21 protein-coding genes are annotated in these 15,182 nt (G+C 35.0%); 15 read left to right on the forward strand and 6 right to left on the reverse strand.

Annotated features, from left to right (window positions below; translation table 11 throughout):
• The first annotated feature begins 4 nt into the window (after window positions 1–4).
• The 9 genes from ACXACQ_RS09275 to ACXACQ_RS09315 are packed head-to-tail and all read left to right on the forward strand — an operon-like array spanning window position 5 to window position 4,273.
• Window positions 5–835: a hypothetical protein gene (locus ACXACQ_RS09275; protein WP_474975659.1), complete on the forward strand. Its 831-nt coding sequence runs from the start codon at window positions 5–7 to the stop codon at window positions 833–835.
• A complete protein-coding gene (locus tag ACXACQ_RS09280) occupies window positions 828–1,004 on the forward strand; it encodes a hypothetical protein (RefSeq protein ID WP_474975660.1) in 177 nt (58 codons plus the stop codon). The genes ACXACQ_RS09275 and ACXACQ_RS09280 overlap by 8 nt, the downstream gene beginning before the upstream one ends.
• A gap of 2 nt (window positions 1,005–1,006) precedes the next feature.
• Entirely contained in the window at window positions 1,007–1,420 is a 414-nt protein-coding gene (locus ACXACQ_RS09285) for a hypothetical protein (RefSeq protein WP_474975661.1), read from the forward strand.
• A 3-nt stretch (window positions 1,421–1,423) separates the two neighbouring features.
• Window positions 1,424–2,359, forward strand: a complete 936-nt coding sequence (locus tag ACXACQ_RS09290; RefSeq protein ID WP_474975662.1) for a peptidoglycan-binding domain-containing protein — start codon at window positions 1,424–1,426, stop codon at window positions 2,357–2,359.
• 40 nt (window positions 2,360–2,399) lie between these two features.
• Window positions 2,400–2,762 (forward strand): hypothetical protein, encoded by a 363-nt coding sequence (locus tag ACXACQ_RS09295; protein WP_474975663.1) that lies wholly within the window; start codon window positions 2,400–2,402, stop codon window positions 2,760–2,762.
• Window positions 2,684–3,259, forward strand: a complete 576-nt coding sequence (locus ACXACQ_RS09300; protein ID WP_474975664.1) for a CHAP domain-containing protein — start codon at window positions 2,684–2,686, stop codon at window positions 3,257–3,259. Before ACXACQ_RS09295 ends, ACXACQ_RS09300 begins: the two co-directional genes overlap by 79 nt.
• Window positions 3,252–3,911 carry a hypothetical protein gene (locus ACXACQ_RS09305; protein ID WP_474975665.1) on the forward strand — a complete coding sequence of 220 codons (660 nt, stop codon included), beginning with the start codon at window positions 3,252–3,254 and terminating at the stop codon, window positions 3,909–3,911. Before ACXACQ_RS09300 ends, ACXACQ_RS09305 begins: the two co-directional genes overlap by 8 nt.
• Window positions 3,911–4,069: a hypothetical protein gene (locus ACXACQ_RS09310; RefSeq protein ID WP_474975666.1), complete on the forward strand. Its 159-nt coding sequence runs from the start codon at window positions 3,911–3,913 to the stop codon at window positions 4,067–4,069. The genes ACXACQ_RS09305 and ACXACQ_RS09310 overlap by 1 nt, the downstream gene beginning before the upstream one ends.
• Window positions 4,070–4,075: 6 nt before the next feature.
• Entirely contained in the window at window positions 4,076–4,273 is a 198-nt protein-coding gene (locus ACXACQ_RS09315; RefSeq protein WP_474975667.1) for a DUF4248 domain-containing protein, read from the forward strand.
• Window positions 4,274–4,386: 113 nt separating this feature from the next.
• Here ACXACQ_RS09315 and ACXACQ_RS09320 read toward each other — a convergent pair whose 3' ends face one another.
• The gene (locus ACXACQ_RS09320; RefSeq protein WP_474975668.1) at window positions 4,387–4,617 is read right to left on the reverse strand and encodes a hypothetical protein; all 231 of its coding nucleotides are present in this window, start codon (window positions 4,615–4,617) and stop codon (window positions 4,387–4,389) included.
• Between the two features lie 399 nt (window positions 4,618–5,016).
• Window positions 5,017–7,257, reverse strand: a complete 2,241-nt coding sequence (locus tag ACXACQ_RS09325) for a T9SS type A sorting domain-containing protein (protein WP_474975669.1) — start codon at window positions 7,255–7,257, stop codon at window positions 5,017–5,019.
• A gap of 659 nt (window positions 7,258–7,916) precedes the next feature.
• Between ACXACQ_RS09325 and ACXACQ_RS09330 the strand changes: the two genes are divergently transcribed.
• The gene (locus ACXACQ_RS09330) at window positions 7,917–8,303 is read left to right on the forward strand and encodes a response regulator (RefSeq protein WP_474975670.1); all 387 of its coding nucleotides are present in this window, start codon (window positions 7,917–7,919) and stop codon (window positions 8,301–8,303) included.
• Between the two features lie 60 nt (window positions 8,304–8,363).
• On the opposite strand, the gene ACXACQ_RS09335 is transcribed toward ACXACQ_RS09330, so the two are convergent.
• Window positions 8,364–8,591, reverse strand: a complete 228-nt coding sequence (locus tag ACXACQ_RS09335) for a hypothetical protein (RefSeq protein WP_474975671.1) — start codon at window positions 8,589–8,591, stop codon at window positions 8,364–8,366.
• Between the two features lie 523 nt (window positions 8,592–9,114).
• Here ACXACQ_RS09335 and ACXACQ_RS09340 point away from each other — a divergent pair.
• Entirely contained in the window at window positions 9,115–9,273 is a 159-nt protein-coding gene (locus ACXACQ_RS09340; RefSeq protein WP_474975672.1) for a hypothetical protein, read from the forward strand.
• A gap of 137 nt (window positions 9,274–9,410) precedes the next feature.
• A complete protein-coding gene (locus ACXACQ_RS09345) occupies window positions 9,411–10,814 on the forward strand; it encodes a tetratricopeptide repeat protein (RefSeq protein ID WP_474975673.1) in 1,404 nt (467 codons plus the stop codon).
• A gap of 67 nt (window positions 10,815–10,881) precedes the next feature.
• Here ACXACQ_RS09345 and ACXACQ_RS09350 read toward each other — a convergent pair whose 3' ends face one another.
• Window positions 10,882–11,361 carry a helix-turn-helix domain-containing protein gene (locus ACXACQ_RS09350; protein ID WP_474975674.1) on the reverse strand — a complete coding sequence of 160 codons (480 nt, stop codon included), beginning with the start codon at window positions 11,359–11,361 and terminating at the stop codon, window positions 10,882–10,884.
• 278 nt (window positions 11,362–11,639) lie between these two features.
• Between ACXACQ_RS09350 and ACXACQ_RS09355 the strand changes: the two genes are divergently transcribed.
• The 3 genes from ACXACQ_RS09355 to ACXACQ_RS09365 all read left to right on the forward strand — a co-directional run bounded on the left by ACXACQ_RS09355 (window position 11,640) and on the right by ACXACQ_RS09365 (window position 12,974).
• The gene (locus tag ACXACQ_RS09355) at window positions 11,640–11,894 is read left to right on the forward strand and encodes a hypothetical protein (RefSeq protein WP_474975675.1); all 255 of its coding nucleotides are present in this window, start codon (window positions 11,640–11,642) and stop codon (window positions 11,892–11,894) included.
• 483 nt (window positions 11,895–12,377) lie between these two features.
• Window positions 12,378–12,647, forward strand: coding sequence for a hypothetical protein (locus ACXACQ_RS09360; RefSeq protein ID WP_474975676.1), 270 nt, complete (start codon window positions 12,378–12,380; stop codon window positions 12,645–12,647).
• A 27-nt stretch (window positions 12,648–12,674) separates the two neighbouring features.
• Window positions 12,675–12,974 (forward strand): hypothetical protein, encoded by a 300-nt coding sequence (locus ACXACQ_RS09365; RefSeq protein ID WP_474975677.1) that lies wholly within the window; start codon window positions 12,675–12,677, stop codon window positions 12,972–12,974.
• A gap of 375 nt (window positions 12,975–13,349) precedes the next feature.
• Here the strand turns inward: ACXACQ_RS09365 and ACXACQ_RS09370 are convergent, their stop codons facing one another.
• Together ACXACQ_RS09370 and ACXACQ_RS09375 are read right to left on the reverse strand one after the other, a co-directional pair.
• Window positions 13,350–13,742 (reverse strand): arsenic resistance protein, encoded by a 393-nt coding sequence (locus ACXACQ_RS09370; RefSeq protein ID WP_474975678.1) that lies wholly within the window; start codon window positions 13,740–13,742, stop codon window positions 13,350–13,352.
• Between the two features lie 243 nt (window positions 13,743–13,985).
• Window positions 13,986–15,176 carry an MFS transporter gene (locus ACXACQ_RS09375; protein ID WP_474975679.1) on the reverse strand — a complete coding sequence of 397 codons (1,191 nt, stop codon included), beginning with the start codon at window positions 15,174–15,176 and terminating at the stop codon, window positions 13,986–13,988.
• Between the last annotated feature and the right edge of the window lie 6 nt (window positions 15,177–15,182).

Below are 15,182 nucleotides of genomic sequence, written 5' to 3' on the forward strand. Positions count from 1 at the left end.
TTGAATGGAGGTAAGAGAACGAAGACCTGGCTCAGTAAGGTTGACTGATGAGCAGTATGAGGAAATGGAGCTTCTGGGTATTGCTAATGAAAGTGAATATGTGCGGCATAAGTTGAATCATTCAATTGATGGTAATCCTGTCAATGTAGAAAAGGGTGAAGTTGATTTTTATGAAGTTAGGGCGAGTGATGAAGGTATTCAGGATAAGCTGGATTTACAAAGGGTGTACATGGAGAATGCACACCTTAAGGAAAAGCTAAATGAAATTCAAAATAAGCAGCACGATACGCTACAGGGAGTGCAAACGGAGCTGGGTAAACTGCTGGCAGAGGAACTATTGAAGCGAGATTTTGAGCAGCTGCGCAAAGATGGTTTGAAGCAAGAAAAGGAAATAATAAGACTGGAGCAGGAGCTGTCACGATCAGATAATAAGCTTCAAGAAAAAGACCAGCAGCTCGATGAGCTAATGAAGAAAATCGGCTTGATAGAGCTTGGTAAATCTTTACTGCCTGGAGCTATTAGCGGTTTGGCTAAGCGCTATCCACGTCAATTGCAAGGGCTGGCGGATACATTAGGTGAGCTTTCCGGGCAATTGCCAGAACATCCACCTTTGAATGATCCTGCTTTAGAGCTGGGAAGCTATGTATATGATTTATTTGATGATGACCATATAGAGTCTTTAATACAGGTACTTAATCATATCAGTGAATTGCTAAAGAAAGACGAGCAGACCTTTAGAAAACTACACTACTATCTGGAGAACTTATCTAAAGTAAAGGCGGCACAATCCAATGCAGAGCAAAATCAACAATTAAACAACGATCAAAATGAATAACCACGAATTAACAATTAAGCTAAAAGGTACTGAGGCTCAGGTAAAAGGCGTGAAGAAGGCCTTTGAAGCCATGCTTCATCATTTTGGAGCTTCAGGAGTGATTAAAATGGAGGAGATTTTTAATAAAGATACTTTGGTGCGAACCATTGTAAAGAGTAAGCTCAGATAGTTATGCTTCCATTGTTGATGGCTGCAAGGGCAGGGAGTTCGGGAATTGATTACGGGAAAATAATTGCTTTCGTGGCTGCTGCCGGAATAGGGGTGGGAGGCTTTATCTATGTCCGTAAAGTAGTGATAAATGCTAAAGTGAAAGGTATTCAGAAAAGAGCCTTGGAGCCTAATAACCCTGCCAGTGCAGCAATACAAATAAAGATGGCCTTTGAAAATGATAATTATATGGGCTGGGGAACTGATGAAGAGCTGCTCTTTAATGTTTTGGAAGACATTTCTTCTCAGGCTCAAATGCAGCAGGTACAGAAGGCATATAGGAACTTATATCAAACCGAGTTAGTGGCTGATCTTCAATCAGAGCTAGATGTGATGGAGTTTTCTAAAGCCTTGCAGATAATTAGATCTAAAATGTAGAATATGAAAAAGCGTAGTTCAACAAAGCGGAAAAGTGATAGTAAAAAATTGATGCTGTATGGCCTAGGAGCAGGAGCTGTGGCGGGTGCTGGATATTTGGCCTTGCAATATTATAAAAAGAGGAACGCCTATCCTGCTACGCTCACTTTACCTTCACCTGTTGAAGTAAAAAAGGTCATTAGCCAGAATAAAGAGAGTTTTCCTTTGGGGGTGGGGGCTAAAGGTAATCTGGTGAAAATGCTGCAGACAGCACTTTTATCCTTAGGCGGAGCTAGTGCCAATGCTATCAGAGCTACTAGTATAAAGCCGAATGGCGAAGCTGATGGAGTATTTGGAAATGGAACAGTGCAGGCACTGTTTGCAGCGGGTTATCCTGCCAGTGTGTCTGAGGCTTTGTTTACTCAAATTATTTCGAAGAATACAGGTGGTAGTTCAGTTTTTAATGCTCAGAGTTTGGCAGCATCCATAAAATCGGCAGCAGAATCCTCTGATATTCTTTCAGTAACTAATTCCTTAAGTAAGATACCTAATGTCTCTTCTTATCAAGCAGTAAGCGGATATTTTAAAGACGTACGGGTTAAAGGGGTAAGGGTGACTAGTCTTGTTAATGCACTTCTCAGTGTGGCTTTCGCCAATAATGAGGCCGCTAAAGTGAAAATAAGAAGTGAGTTTCAACGCATGGGGCTAGTAAACAGGGGGGGAGTATGGTCTTTATCTGGCTTCAACAATAATAATCGAGGCTATAGTAAAGTATTTCAACTGGCTGTGACCAAAAAGCCAACACTTTTGAAAGAAGGCCAAGGGGACTTTATTACTCCGGAAGTGGCCAGGAAGAAAGTGCTGGGGTATGTTACTGGAGGCAAGGCTGGCGTAGTGCAAGTATGTACAGCTGAAGGGCAGATTGTGTATGCTCCAGAGTCAAATTTAGATTTTATATAAACTCAAATTCTAATCAAATTCAATAACAACAATGAGCAAAATGAAATCATTTTTAAAACAAGTTTGGGCTTTTGTGAAGGTTTGGAGGGAACTCACGTCCATAGTGGTGGGGGTTTTACTGTGGATGAAGAGCAGTATTTTTCTTCATTGGGTGGATCCCACAAGTGCAACATACGATGCGGGCATTTTTCAAATAGTATTATTTGCTATTATCTCTCTATTCATCCTTCATGGTATTGTTCGCATACTTATGAAGCTGATATGGCCAACAACTGACCATTATTTGGATATCGAATTTTCTTCTGATTTCAACAAAATAACACCATGGCAAAAATTAAAATTATCTACTTCAGTCTTCTTTGGTTTTTTGTTTGCGGCAGTGCTGCTGGCCAGGGTGCTGTAAAGGATATTTCATGTACCTCTTTCACTGCGTTAACCAAGGCAAGAGCTTGTGTGAAGCGGGTTTATGATTCTCAAGTGGGAGTCCGTGAAGTGGGTGGAGCTAATAGGGGTACTCAGGTAGAAGAATACTTAAGGGTAACCGGGCTTGGTCCTGGCTATAGCTGGTGTGCTGCTTTCGTGAGTTGGTGTTATTTGTATGCCGGGGTTGATGCGCCTGTAAGTGCTTGGGTACCTACTTTTTCACGGAGTGATGATGTGATTTATAAAAGAGGTTTGCCTGCTAAGGCTACTCCAAAAACTGGTGATGTTTTTATGATCTGGTATGACCATCTAAAAAGGCCTGCGCATATTGGTTTTGTAGATGAATGGTCGAGTAATTATGTAATAACTGTGGAAGGTAATACCAATGATAATGGAAGTCGGAATGGAGATGGTGTATACCGCAAAAGAAGACTGATCAGGCAAGTGTGGGCAGTAAGTCGATTCATAGATGATTAAAGGTGTAAGAGGGATTGTTCAGTCAAAAGGTTATGTAGTTTATTCGAGGCCTTGGGAGCTTAATGTTGTAGCTTTTCGGAGTCATTTTTTGCGAAGCAATGCATTTGATGATCAGCTCATAGTGTTCTATAAAAATGATAAAGCACAGTGGGAATATCATTCTTTTGTATGCACTACAGATCCGGGTCAATTTTGGCTGGATAATCCTTCAAACCCTCAAGGTACCGCATTTTTAAAATCAGGTCAATATATTCATTCGCATCGGCTTGGCCTGCATCGTGGTGCATATGAAGCATTAGTGCAGGTAGCTCCGGTTACTGTTGTTCGTAATTATAACAGAACAGGGTTGTTTAACTGGTTTACTTCTGGTTATGAAGATCAGGGCTTATTTGGTATCAACGTACACAGAGCTATTAGGGAAGGGACAAGTCTCACTGTAGATAAATATTCGGCTGGGTGCATTGTTTTGGCAAGTGCAGAAGCATACAATAGCTTCATTGCATTATGCAATATACACAAGAGTAGGTATGGCAATCAATTTACAGTATCACTTATTGATTATCGAGACACCAGAAAGAGATTAATGTCGTCCATTGCTTGGGGAGCTTCAGCTTCTGCCTTTGGGTGGCTTTCATATCAACTGAATCAATAATGTACTTATCAAAAAATACTAAAAAAGCTGCATTAGTGGCGTTTGGAAGTTTATGTGGTTTGTCACTGGCTAACTACAGGAAGATTAAAGAGCCTTACCCTTATATATTACTTGGGGGCTTTTTGGGAACGGTAATAGGTGAAGAGTTATTTAAGTAATGGACTATGCAGGAGCAAGTAATAAAATATAGAGCCATGTATAAATATGAATTGGCCAGGTTATATCAGGTAAACGTGAAGACCATGACTTCATGGATGGGCTTATTTGAGCAAAAACTGGTAGGGCTTGGTTATCAAAAGCACATGAAGAAGTTGCCTCCTAAAATGGTTCAATGTATCATAGAGCATTTGGGGGAGCCTTAAATATGAACTAATTCGATTTAGCTAATAATAATATGACAATTATGGGTTAAATAATGATTTCTAATTGTCTGTTATAGAAATATGAAATTGGTTTTTTCTTAGGATTTTTAGGATCAGGAATTTCTTGCTGCTATTTCTAAAATTGTTTTGGTTAAAATTGCTTCAGCGTTTATTAAATCATCTGACTTTAATTTAATTCCATTAATAATTTCATTTACAGTGTATATTTCTTCCTTGCTAAAATCTTCAGTGCTGTCTAAATATAAAAGTACTGATGTTATTTTTGACCTTAATTCTAATGAAGATGATTTTAGTGAGTCCGCATATACTAGCAACTTATTCAAATATGGTTTTGAGTTTTGTACGGGTATTTATTGTATTTTATTTGTTATTACTAATAGTAAAGTTAAGGTATAAAATGCAATAAATACATATATTGCTGATTTATAGATTTTTATGATTTATTTTAAAAAATAACTTAATTGATTTGAGTATTAGATTAAAGGCCATGTGTTGAGTTCTAGGTACTTATTAAATTAATGAGTCTAGATAGTTTATCTCTAAAGTAAAGGGAAGGATATGATTGAATAAATATTGACTGAATTTTATATGTATTATTGTATTTTACGATAATTTTTTATAAATTCATAATAAGTGACATTTGGAATAATATTAATTATTATTGTTAACTATTAAAGTATGCATAGGAGGGCTGCACCGGTGAGTGGTGCAGCCTTTTGATTTTATTGCTTAATTATTTTTTGGGTCGAAATCTGTCCTTTTTCATTAGTGATCTTAATAAGTAAAGTTCCATGTTTCCGTATATGACTCAAATCTAATTGTTTGATTTCTCCTTTAATGGCCTGTACGTTTTTCTCCATTAGAATTCTTCCTTGCATGTCGTATATGCAGAATGTGTAATATCCACTTTCTTCTATGGCCATATTAATGCTGTTCTTTACGGGGTTTGGGTATGCTTTTGAAGGTGGATTTATCAATCCTTCGCTTAGTTTATGGAGGTTCTGAATGTTTGATATATTGCTAACATAAATTCCATTTACCTGAGCTTCTGATCCTGATAGAGCAGCTAAAGTTATAGATAACATGCCGTCATTTACATAGCTGGTAAAGGCATATGAAATGGCTTTATCATTCACTCCGCTTTCGTATAAATCTATTTGATTGAAGTATTGACCTTCACCGTATATTTTGAATTTACGTTGACCTAATGAAAGAGTATCAGTGTTTTTGGTGGCAAAGTAAAGCTCTACCTTGTAATGCCCGTTCGCTATGACAGGAATATTATACCGAATGGTGTCTCCAAATCCCGATTTAGTATGTCTGTAAGATCCTAATATTTCTTTTGGGGCAGCAGTATTATTTTGTTTCCCGAAGGAAGAAAATCCTCCTGTTGTGTAAGATAGATGATCTGTGTTATAATAGAGGTGAGGTTCAGCTTCTCTGTCTTTTCCCCAAGTGGTGCTATCATTAATGAATGCCTTAAATCCTGAATTTATATACGCTTCAAATGAAGTGTTTGAATCTTTGTATTCAAAAGCCCCAATGTCATAGCTCTCTCCTTGAGGTCTTGCTATTCCGTTTAAGTCAACATTAGCATAAGGAGCGTATGCACTTACATTTTTGCCGTTATCTATAGCGAATGCTCCTTCTGACAATTCATAATATCCAGATAATAACGGAGAGGTGGTTTGAATAAAATTTAATGTATCAGTCAGCTGTGTTTCAATATTATTGGACTTGCTAGGGTTTGTAGCATAAAAAGTGTTATTAAATAAATTATTACCATTAGCATTAGCTAATATGTTGTTTTCGTATACGAATATTGGCAGCCTACCATTGTCCGTCCAATTGATGTCTACAGCTGTTTTAATTTCATTTTTACTAACATTGATGATAGTATTGTTGAATATTCTTAAATAATTGTAATCCAGGTAAATGAAATCTTTATCGTTTTTAGCATTCACGTAAATACCATTTTCGCCTGTGCCTACTATAAGGTTATTATAAAAATTGGTTTTTAAATGACCTTTGATTTTGAATCCAATTCCAGTTCCGTTAATTACGCGATTATTGTAAACATCTCCCTTTGATGTGCCTATGTAAATTCCTTCTTGATGAGCTCCATTATTTTGAAGACCATAATTAGTAACTATGTTATTGTATACTAACATAGCACTATCAGCATCTTTTACTTGTATGCCATCATAACCTACAGAATCTACTCTATTGTTGTAAATTTTTACATTTCTTAGAGAGTTAGAGTAGGAGACTGTGCTGCAGCCTTTGTGTACTTTTCCTTGATAGGATTCATCACCCTTTCCGATGTAAAAACCTTCAGTCCATACATTATGCACATAGTTATCATGAATGAAAATATTTCTACTTACCCACCTATTAGGGTTTCCTCTCTCAAGAGTGTCTACACCCGTACAGTTAGGTTCATCCTTTACTTTTATGCCCGCAGCACCATCATGCTCGTCTAGTCCATAAGAAGCCCCCACGTTGAGATGAGCAATCTCCAAATCAGTAAACTTGCCATCAATTTCTATAATGTTAGCATCTGCAATGGCACGAATGCCATATTCATAATCTTCGCATCCATCACCTAAAATTTTCATGTATCTAGGGGCGAATAATTTCAATGCATAATCGTCAATACCCCTGTCTATAATTACTTGACCTCCGCAATTCTTTATAGTTACGGGGTTGTTTGGTGTACCATGAAATTCTTCAAAAATAAAAGGTTTATCATAAGTGCCATTTTGAATACATATAGTTTTTCCGGCTATTGCCCCTCCTAATGCACTTATTAAGTTGTTTTTTAATGTGCTGCCCTCAGCGTAGTAGTAAGAGTTTTGACCTGGTTGAATGGTATAGTCACAATTACATGTGCATTGTGCAAATAAATTTGCAGTTGTTGATACTAGAGCTACTAGTGTTGCTCCTATGAGTTTTTTTAACATTTGATAATGGTTAGAATGTTGAATGGTTTAAGATCGTTCGTGCTATTTCAACAAATAACATGTGTTGATCTGGTGTGTTTGGTTTTATTATATGTTTATATTAATTAATAAAAATGTGTAAAATACAATTTTATTAATTGTTGATGATTCTGAAAATGTGTGGCCATGGAGTGTGAGTTTTTGATCTTTGAGATTAATAAATATTCAGCACTTTAGGATAAAAAAATCGGTTAGGATGATTTGAAAAAATGGTATCTCATATGTTTTATAGGTTAGGTTAATGTTTCTGTGAGGATAGTTTTTTGTTGATTTATAACTTGATATTCGCAGTTTGGCAATTTCAACTTTTATGCTTCCACTATTGATTTAAACTCAAGGGGTTGAATTATATTTAAAATTTAATAATTGGTCATTTTTTGAAGGGTTAAATATTAATAGAATTATATGATGAACAGTGCCAGAATTTATTTATATCTCTAATAGATGATTATCATCTGACATTTGAAAGTAGTCACTAACTTTAAATATTTTCTATGAGGGCTCGTGTTTGCCTTAGTTAAAAGGCTGATTAGCTTTGTTTCTATTAATAATCTCAATTTAATGAATTTTCATGAAAAAGTTTATTAAATTATATCTGATGTTGGTCAAGGTATATATCTATGGAAGAGGTAAAGAATATAATTTTACTGATAGAGGATAGTGAGGATGATGTTATGTTTACCCATTGGGCGTTAGAAAAGGCCGCGGAGCCAATGGAAACTATAGTTGCGGGAGATGGAGAGACGGGTATTAATTTAGTGAAAACAAGAGGTGAACAGTTATTTTGTGTGTTGTTAGATATGAATTTGCCAATTATGGATGGAGGCGAGGTGCTTCATGCCATACGTTCATTTTATGCTAAAAAACAACTCCCTGTATACATATTGGCAGGCTCTAAGTCGGAAATAGAATATTGGGAATCTAAGTTGTCTGGTGTTAATGGGTATTTGATGAAGCCCCTAACTTCAGAAGACTGGAAACTCAAAGTGTTATCTGGATTAACCTAGTGAACAATATCCTTATTCATTGAATAGAAATGATATCCTTTTTCGGTAATGTGATACTCTTTACATTGTTTGCCAATAGATTTGATTTTTAAAAGGTTGTGTTCTTGGCAGTATAACCATGCTTTCTCTGTTTTCTATAGTAAAAAGATCTTCTTGACTGGTGGTGACTAAAATGTATTTATAGCTTTCGGCTATATCGGTCGCTGATGATACTATTAAACTTATAATGTCAAGAGGAATAAGGTTGTCTTGTAGTGTTTTTCCTTTTAGTTTGTTCGAATTTACCATTTTCAAATATATGAATTTCTTTCAGCGCATTAGCTGATTTAGTATGTAAGAACGGGTTTATTTATAGCATGATTGCCTGCTTTATAGGCGGTGATTTTTTGTTAAGGGGTGAATCTTACATATCATTTATTTGATGAACTAGATTTCGGTAGCTTTTCGATCATATTGTGATATGAGGATTGTAATTTATTGATAAATCAAAAATAAAAAAATGACAGTTTCTTAATTTCTCCTGTAAAGTTGCTTTTTTATATCATGTTATATTTTATGGCAATGTTATCAAGTTGTCATTTGAAAAATGAAGTTGTTCTTACGTGCTATTTATGAGGTTTTTTTATGAAATATGAAATAGCTTATTCCGGAGAGCGTATATTTTATACTAAATATCGTATATGCAATATTTGTGTAATATAATGCAAGGATAATTATAGTAACCTAATGATGATTTATGTAAACTTGAAGTACTAAATAAAATGCTTAAATTCAGGCGATAATAAAATCAAAACTAAAAATAACAACTCTTATGAAACCAGGTAAAATATTACTAGGCTTATTGCTAACATTCTCATTATTAAGTATTTTCTCTTGTGCGGATCCTAATGAAGATATTGCTCCTAAAAAACAACACGATGAGCTGGCCGATACCGTAGGTGGAGAAGCAGAAGATATCAGTAGACCTTAATTTAAACGAAAAACCAATGCGCTGTCGTATGAATAGAATGAATGTAATATAATACTGCATTTTAAATTGTTATATGAAGTGTTATTGGGCAACTTAGCAGGCATATTAAATCATAACCTAAAAACAATCAACCTATAATGTATAATACGTCTGGGAATTACTGGTGGGCATATCTCATGTCGCTGGTATGTCTGCTAAGTGCATGTTCTGATTCGGCTATAGAGCCACAACTCCTCCCTGATGATGCTGCGTCATTAGAAGGACTCTTAAAAATGTCTGAATCCACAGAAGAGCAAATGGACATTTATTATAAATTATCATTCGCTTATGGTTATTCGGATCCGGGTTTAGCAGTTCATTACCTTAATAAGCAGCTAAGTTTAGCGGAAATGACTAATGATGATTTTCAAAAGGCTAAGGCTTATAGTAGGATTGGTATATTTAAAAGGAAATCTGGTGAATTAAAGGAAGCATTAAAGTATTACTTACAATCTATTTCTGTTTTTGATGAGATTGGAGAGAGGTCAAGGGAAGCTGATAATTTAAATAATATAGGTAGCATTTTTATTGATGCTAAAGGTTATTCTGATGCTATCCCCTATTACTTAAAAGCTGCATCTATTTATCAACAAACAGGTGATCAGCGCTATGAAATTATATCTAGAACTAATTTAGCTTTTTGTTATTCAGCTCCCATGGTTAACCGATTGGCTGAGGCTCAAAATGAATTAATTGAGGCTATTGGTATTCAAAAAGAAATGGATTTAGCTAACGAAGTTCGCTTAGCTTATTTATATAATGAATTAGGTAGGATTTACTTCATTGCTAAAGAATATGATAAAGCGTTAGAGCAATACAGTACGGCACTGTCTTATGAAAAAGATATGGATAATGAGTCGCGTTCGGATATTTACCATAATATGGCAGAAGCTTATCTGTACAAAGGCAACTTTGATGAAGCTCATAATTGGATTGATATAGCTCATAATTTGTCAGATGCTACTTCAAGTAATGACCGTATTATGGTGAGGAGGCTCAATATTGAAGCGGAACTTTATCAAAAGGAAGGGGAATATAATAAAGCCTTAGCTATTTCTGAGAAAGCTATTAAAATTTCTAATAAGGAAGTGGTAAATGAGCCATTGCAGGAAGCTCTTGAATTGGCGCTTAAAAGTGAGAAAATGATTAGTCAATCTGGCGTAAGAGTAGCCACTGCTGATGTGTTTAAATTGACTGATATGCAGGCGCGCCAAGATGAGTTGAGGGATGAGTTCAATAGCATTGATAGAAAACCTCTTTTATCTGTGCTTTCAGATGAGGCTAATAAATACCAAGCTAAAATGCAGATATTAGAAAATAGCGCTTATAACAAGTTGATTACCACAGTGTCTAGTGTTATAGTATTTATATTGCTAGGTGTTATTGCTTTCATTGTTATTAATGAAAAACGGAAAAAATTAATTTTAAAAGCTAAATCCGATTATTGTATAGACTTAGTGGAAAACTGGGATAAACATATGGGTAAAAACAAAAATGTTTAGCCTATAGTCAATATTGTAGGTTATTATTAATATAAGGTAATCAAAAGCACCTCATTGAGGTGCTTTTTTATTTTGATATATTGTTCTTCATAAAATTGAGACATACGTCTAATTTGGCTCTCAACTCTATATTATTTTTTAGTACCACGTCCATATCCAAAACAGCGGCTTCCAACTTTTCAAGTGTTTCTTCTATTATAGGAGGGGAATTTTCTTTTCTTAAGCTTTTTGCATAGGTGAGAAAGTGTTTATATTTTTCTGATTGAATGTTGTGATCAGGGTTTTCTTCCAGAAACTCATAATTAATATTTCCTTTGCCGTAGAAAAGTTCTTCAATAGAAGTGTCGAACACATTGTTTACATGAGCCATAAATTCGGCTGTAGCTTTCATACTGGCTTTTTCAATTCTAAATATTGTATCTTTTGAATAGATATCTTTGCCTGCGTGTGCATTGAGTCTGTCTGCAAATTGCTGTAATGATAATTTTTCGCCTTTCCTTAATTCGGCAATGTTTTTACCGATAGATTCTCTGATATCTTTATTCATTTGAATATAAGCGATATGTGTGCTGCTACTAGTTTAAAAAATTGTTCTTAAGGAATAAAGATAGTTAAAAAAAATATTCCCTATCAATAAATGTAGCAATTAAACCCCCTTTAAGCGTCTTTAGGTATTTTTTTATCGTAATTGTATATTGTTTTCAATTATTCATAAACTATATTTCTCTATTATATATAAAATATTGCTTATATGTTTTGATAAATGAGAAATTAGTGTGTTATTTGATTTATGATAACGAAATGAAAGTGTTTACATCTTAATTAGTGAAAAGAAGCAATAAAGAATTACAAACTATGGCCAGTGAGCTGGCTGAGTCTTTTGAGGAATTAAAGCCCATGTATTATGAGGTACACTTTCTGTTAGAGCAAGGTGAAGATTTTGAGTTGATTATAAAAAAGATATATGTATTCATCAATGCTTTGTTTCAGTTTGAACAACAACTATTTGAGGTGCGGGAATTTGTCTGGCATGAGGTTAAGGCACTCATCGAAATGTCAAAAAATGATGGTGATAAATAATATCAACAACTGGGTTTAGGTTGGTGATAAGTCCTTTTGCTGCAGGGGTGTAGCGAGAGGCACCCTTTATTAATCATAAAGGTTATTCAAGCCCTTCAAACGGAAGGGCGGGTTTAGGTTGAACACCATTAGCTGCAGCGGCTTATATCTGACGGCCGTTGCACTAATGGTAATTGAAAATCTTTTTGTAATACTGATATAAGGAAGGTAGTGTGAGTTCATCTCAGCACTACCCTCCATTTTCTACTAATTGCTAACATGAATGATGATAAAACCCTGAATGTCGGTGTTTGAATTCAGGTAGGTATGAAAAGTAAAGAGAAACGTTCCCTCTTTGCTGCTCATGCCTGATATATTAATTAACTATTACCAAAGTCCAAGGGGACTAAGGATAAGCTTAGCAGGGGAAAAGGTTCCGATATTTTTCCCTTGAGGTTTTGGAACAAAGAAGTTGTCCCAATGAATAAATTAAAATTTTAAGTTATGCAAGAAAAAGGAAAGAACCAACATAAGGACGTCAAGGAATTAAGAAACCTTTTAGATGCTTTTATAATGGATATGCAGACACAACTGAATGCTTATATTGAACTTAATACTGAACTAGTGGCCTGTATTAATGAGAAAGGCCTTTATAATAGTCCTAAGCTTAAGGCTTTTTTGGCTTCTTTTGAAGGTGAATTTCAACAGATGTATGATAAAATGCAGGCCCATATAGCCTTTCTTAAAAGCAATAGTGAAAAGTTACAGGCCTAAACATATTTAGCTAAAAGCCTCTCTGTTATGACTAACAATACATTTAATGCTACGGATTACCAACACTTTTTGCAGGTGTATAATCAACTTATAGAATCAATGGAAGAACTGTTTAAACGCTATGAGGCAAGCCATATGGAATTTTCTAAAATCATTTATGATGATGCAATGACCTCTATAATGAATGATGCGCACTTCATTACTCCGTATGAGCATCAGGTGACCATGATGCACGAGCAGTTTAAAGAACAAATAATGCAGCTCAAAAGCTTCCGCGGCATGGTGCAACTAAAGCGCATAAAACAAATGATATTGGAGACTACTTGAGTGGGAATGTGAAATAAAGGCTAGAACATTAGTATGTTAAGTGTACTTAAAAATATTACAGCTACGTTTTAAATTATCAGTAGTTGAAGGAGGTTATATAGGAATAGGAGTCGTAAAAAATATGGCATTCAAGGGGATGCTACCATAAGAAATTGGATAATAAGTGTGATAGGAATCATAGATTGGGGTAATAAATCACACCAAACAGTGTCTCAGACGTCCGAACAACAGTTGCTAGAGCTTGACCAGGGTTTATTCCAAAAATGGCTATGGCAACTGCTATTGCTAATTCAAAATTATTGCAAGCGGCAGTAAATGCTCCTGATGCTGTTTTGCTATAATCGGCTTTCATTGCTTTGGTTATGAAAAAACCTATCAAAACATTGTAATGAAATAGATTAATAATGGGATGGCGATAGTTACTACATCCATAGGTATTTCTATAATCAATTCGCCCTTTAATGAGAACATGATTACAATGGTGAGTAGTAAAGCTATTAATGTTATAGGAGAGATTGCAGGAATGTATACTTTGTTATACCATGCTTCACCTTTAAGTTTTACAAGAATTAACCGGCTGAAGATTCCTAATAAAAAAGGAGTGCCTAGATATATAAAAACACTTTCGGCAATTGTTTCTATGGAGATATTTACGGCAGTAGATTCAAAACCAAATAATGGGGGCAGTTTGGTTATAAACAACCAGGCATAGAAGTTATAAGCAAATACTTGGAATACACTATCCACTGTAACCGTCAAAGGCTTCAATTTTTTTGGTTTTCTCCTATAAGCTATCTATGCCGAATGTTTGAAATGAATTATTTTACGGCTACGTAGTAATTCGTTTAAAATGGAAGGGGTAGAGGAGAAAAAAAGCGACTTTCAAGTAATTGAAGGTCGCTTTTTTGTGGTTGCTTTACCTCGTACGAAATGTCTATAGCAAGATTTAGATTTAAGTAGCAACTGTGGCTTGCTAAATATTTAAGTCAAATTCGATTAGCGATAAGCAATCTATTTATTATGTACTGTTTCCGATTTAAGATAAAAGGTCATTATTATTGCTAATGCAGCAGCTCCTATAATGATGCTATATACCATGAAAAAACTACCGGAAAATGTCTTTATATATCCACCAATAACATTTCCTAACATTCCTCCAACTCCAACCGTCACGTTAGCAACACCAAAAATAAAAGTTGCCTTTTGAGGGTTAAACCTTTTACTTATGTAAGCAGGAACCAAACCAAATATAGGATAAAACGAAAAGCTAAAGCATATGGCAGCTACCCATAATATCACAATAGATGAATGTAAAAGGACACCAACTGCAGAAAGGGTTAGTAATATATAAGTTAATATTAACGTTTTTTTAATCCCAATTTTATCAGAAAGGGCTCCTATTAAGAAACCGGAAATCATTCCAAAAAAGCCAATTCCTGACCAAATTTGACTAGTAGTATTAACATTAAATCCTAGTTCATCTCTTAAGAAAGGGACGAGGAAATTTTGAAATGGCATGACTGTCAAGCCATTTAAAAATGTTAATATAAAAATTAAAAGCACGGAGCGTTCAAATATTTTAAATTGGTTATTATCACCATTTTCTTGATCCTCTAAATTTTCTTCGGTTGGTTTGGCAAATACATTTAATTTGGCGAATACAATAATAGAAATCACTACCCATATTAATGTAGAGATCCCTAAAATTGTCCATATACTTCTCCAGTTTCCTTCAATTATAAAGACAGGAATGATTAACCCATTGACAAATACTCCGTAACTAGTACCACTTGAGATTAATCCCATTATTTTACCTCTATGTTTAAGGCTTATGAAACGGGTTAAGATATCTACAATTGGGACATAACCCGAAGCAGCCATTCCGCCCAAGATGATTAAACAAAAGCCTAAAGAGTAAATATTCCCGCAATAGGGTATGATTAATAGCATTATTCCGCATACAACTACTGATAGAATACAGGTCATGCCACTACCTAGTTTTTTTGAAATATTGCCTCCTAAAATTGCAAATAACATAAATGATATTTGCGCTATTCCTGTGACCATTCCCGCGTCTGAATATGAAAATCCAATATCATTTTTCATATCTGGCATTATAGCTGAGAATAGGTAAATTCCAAAGCCATATATAGCTGCCACAAAGCCAGTTAAAAGAATGGTTAATAATGTATTTCTTAACATAAGCAG

This window comes from Fulvivirga sp. AWR4_260, from assembly GCF_056158185.1.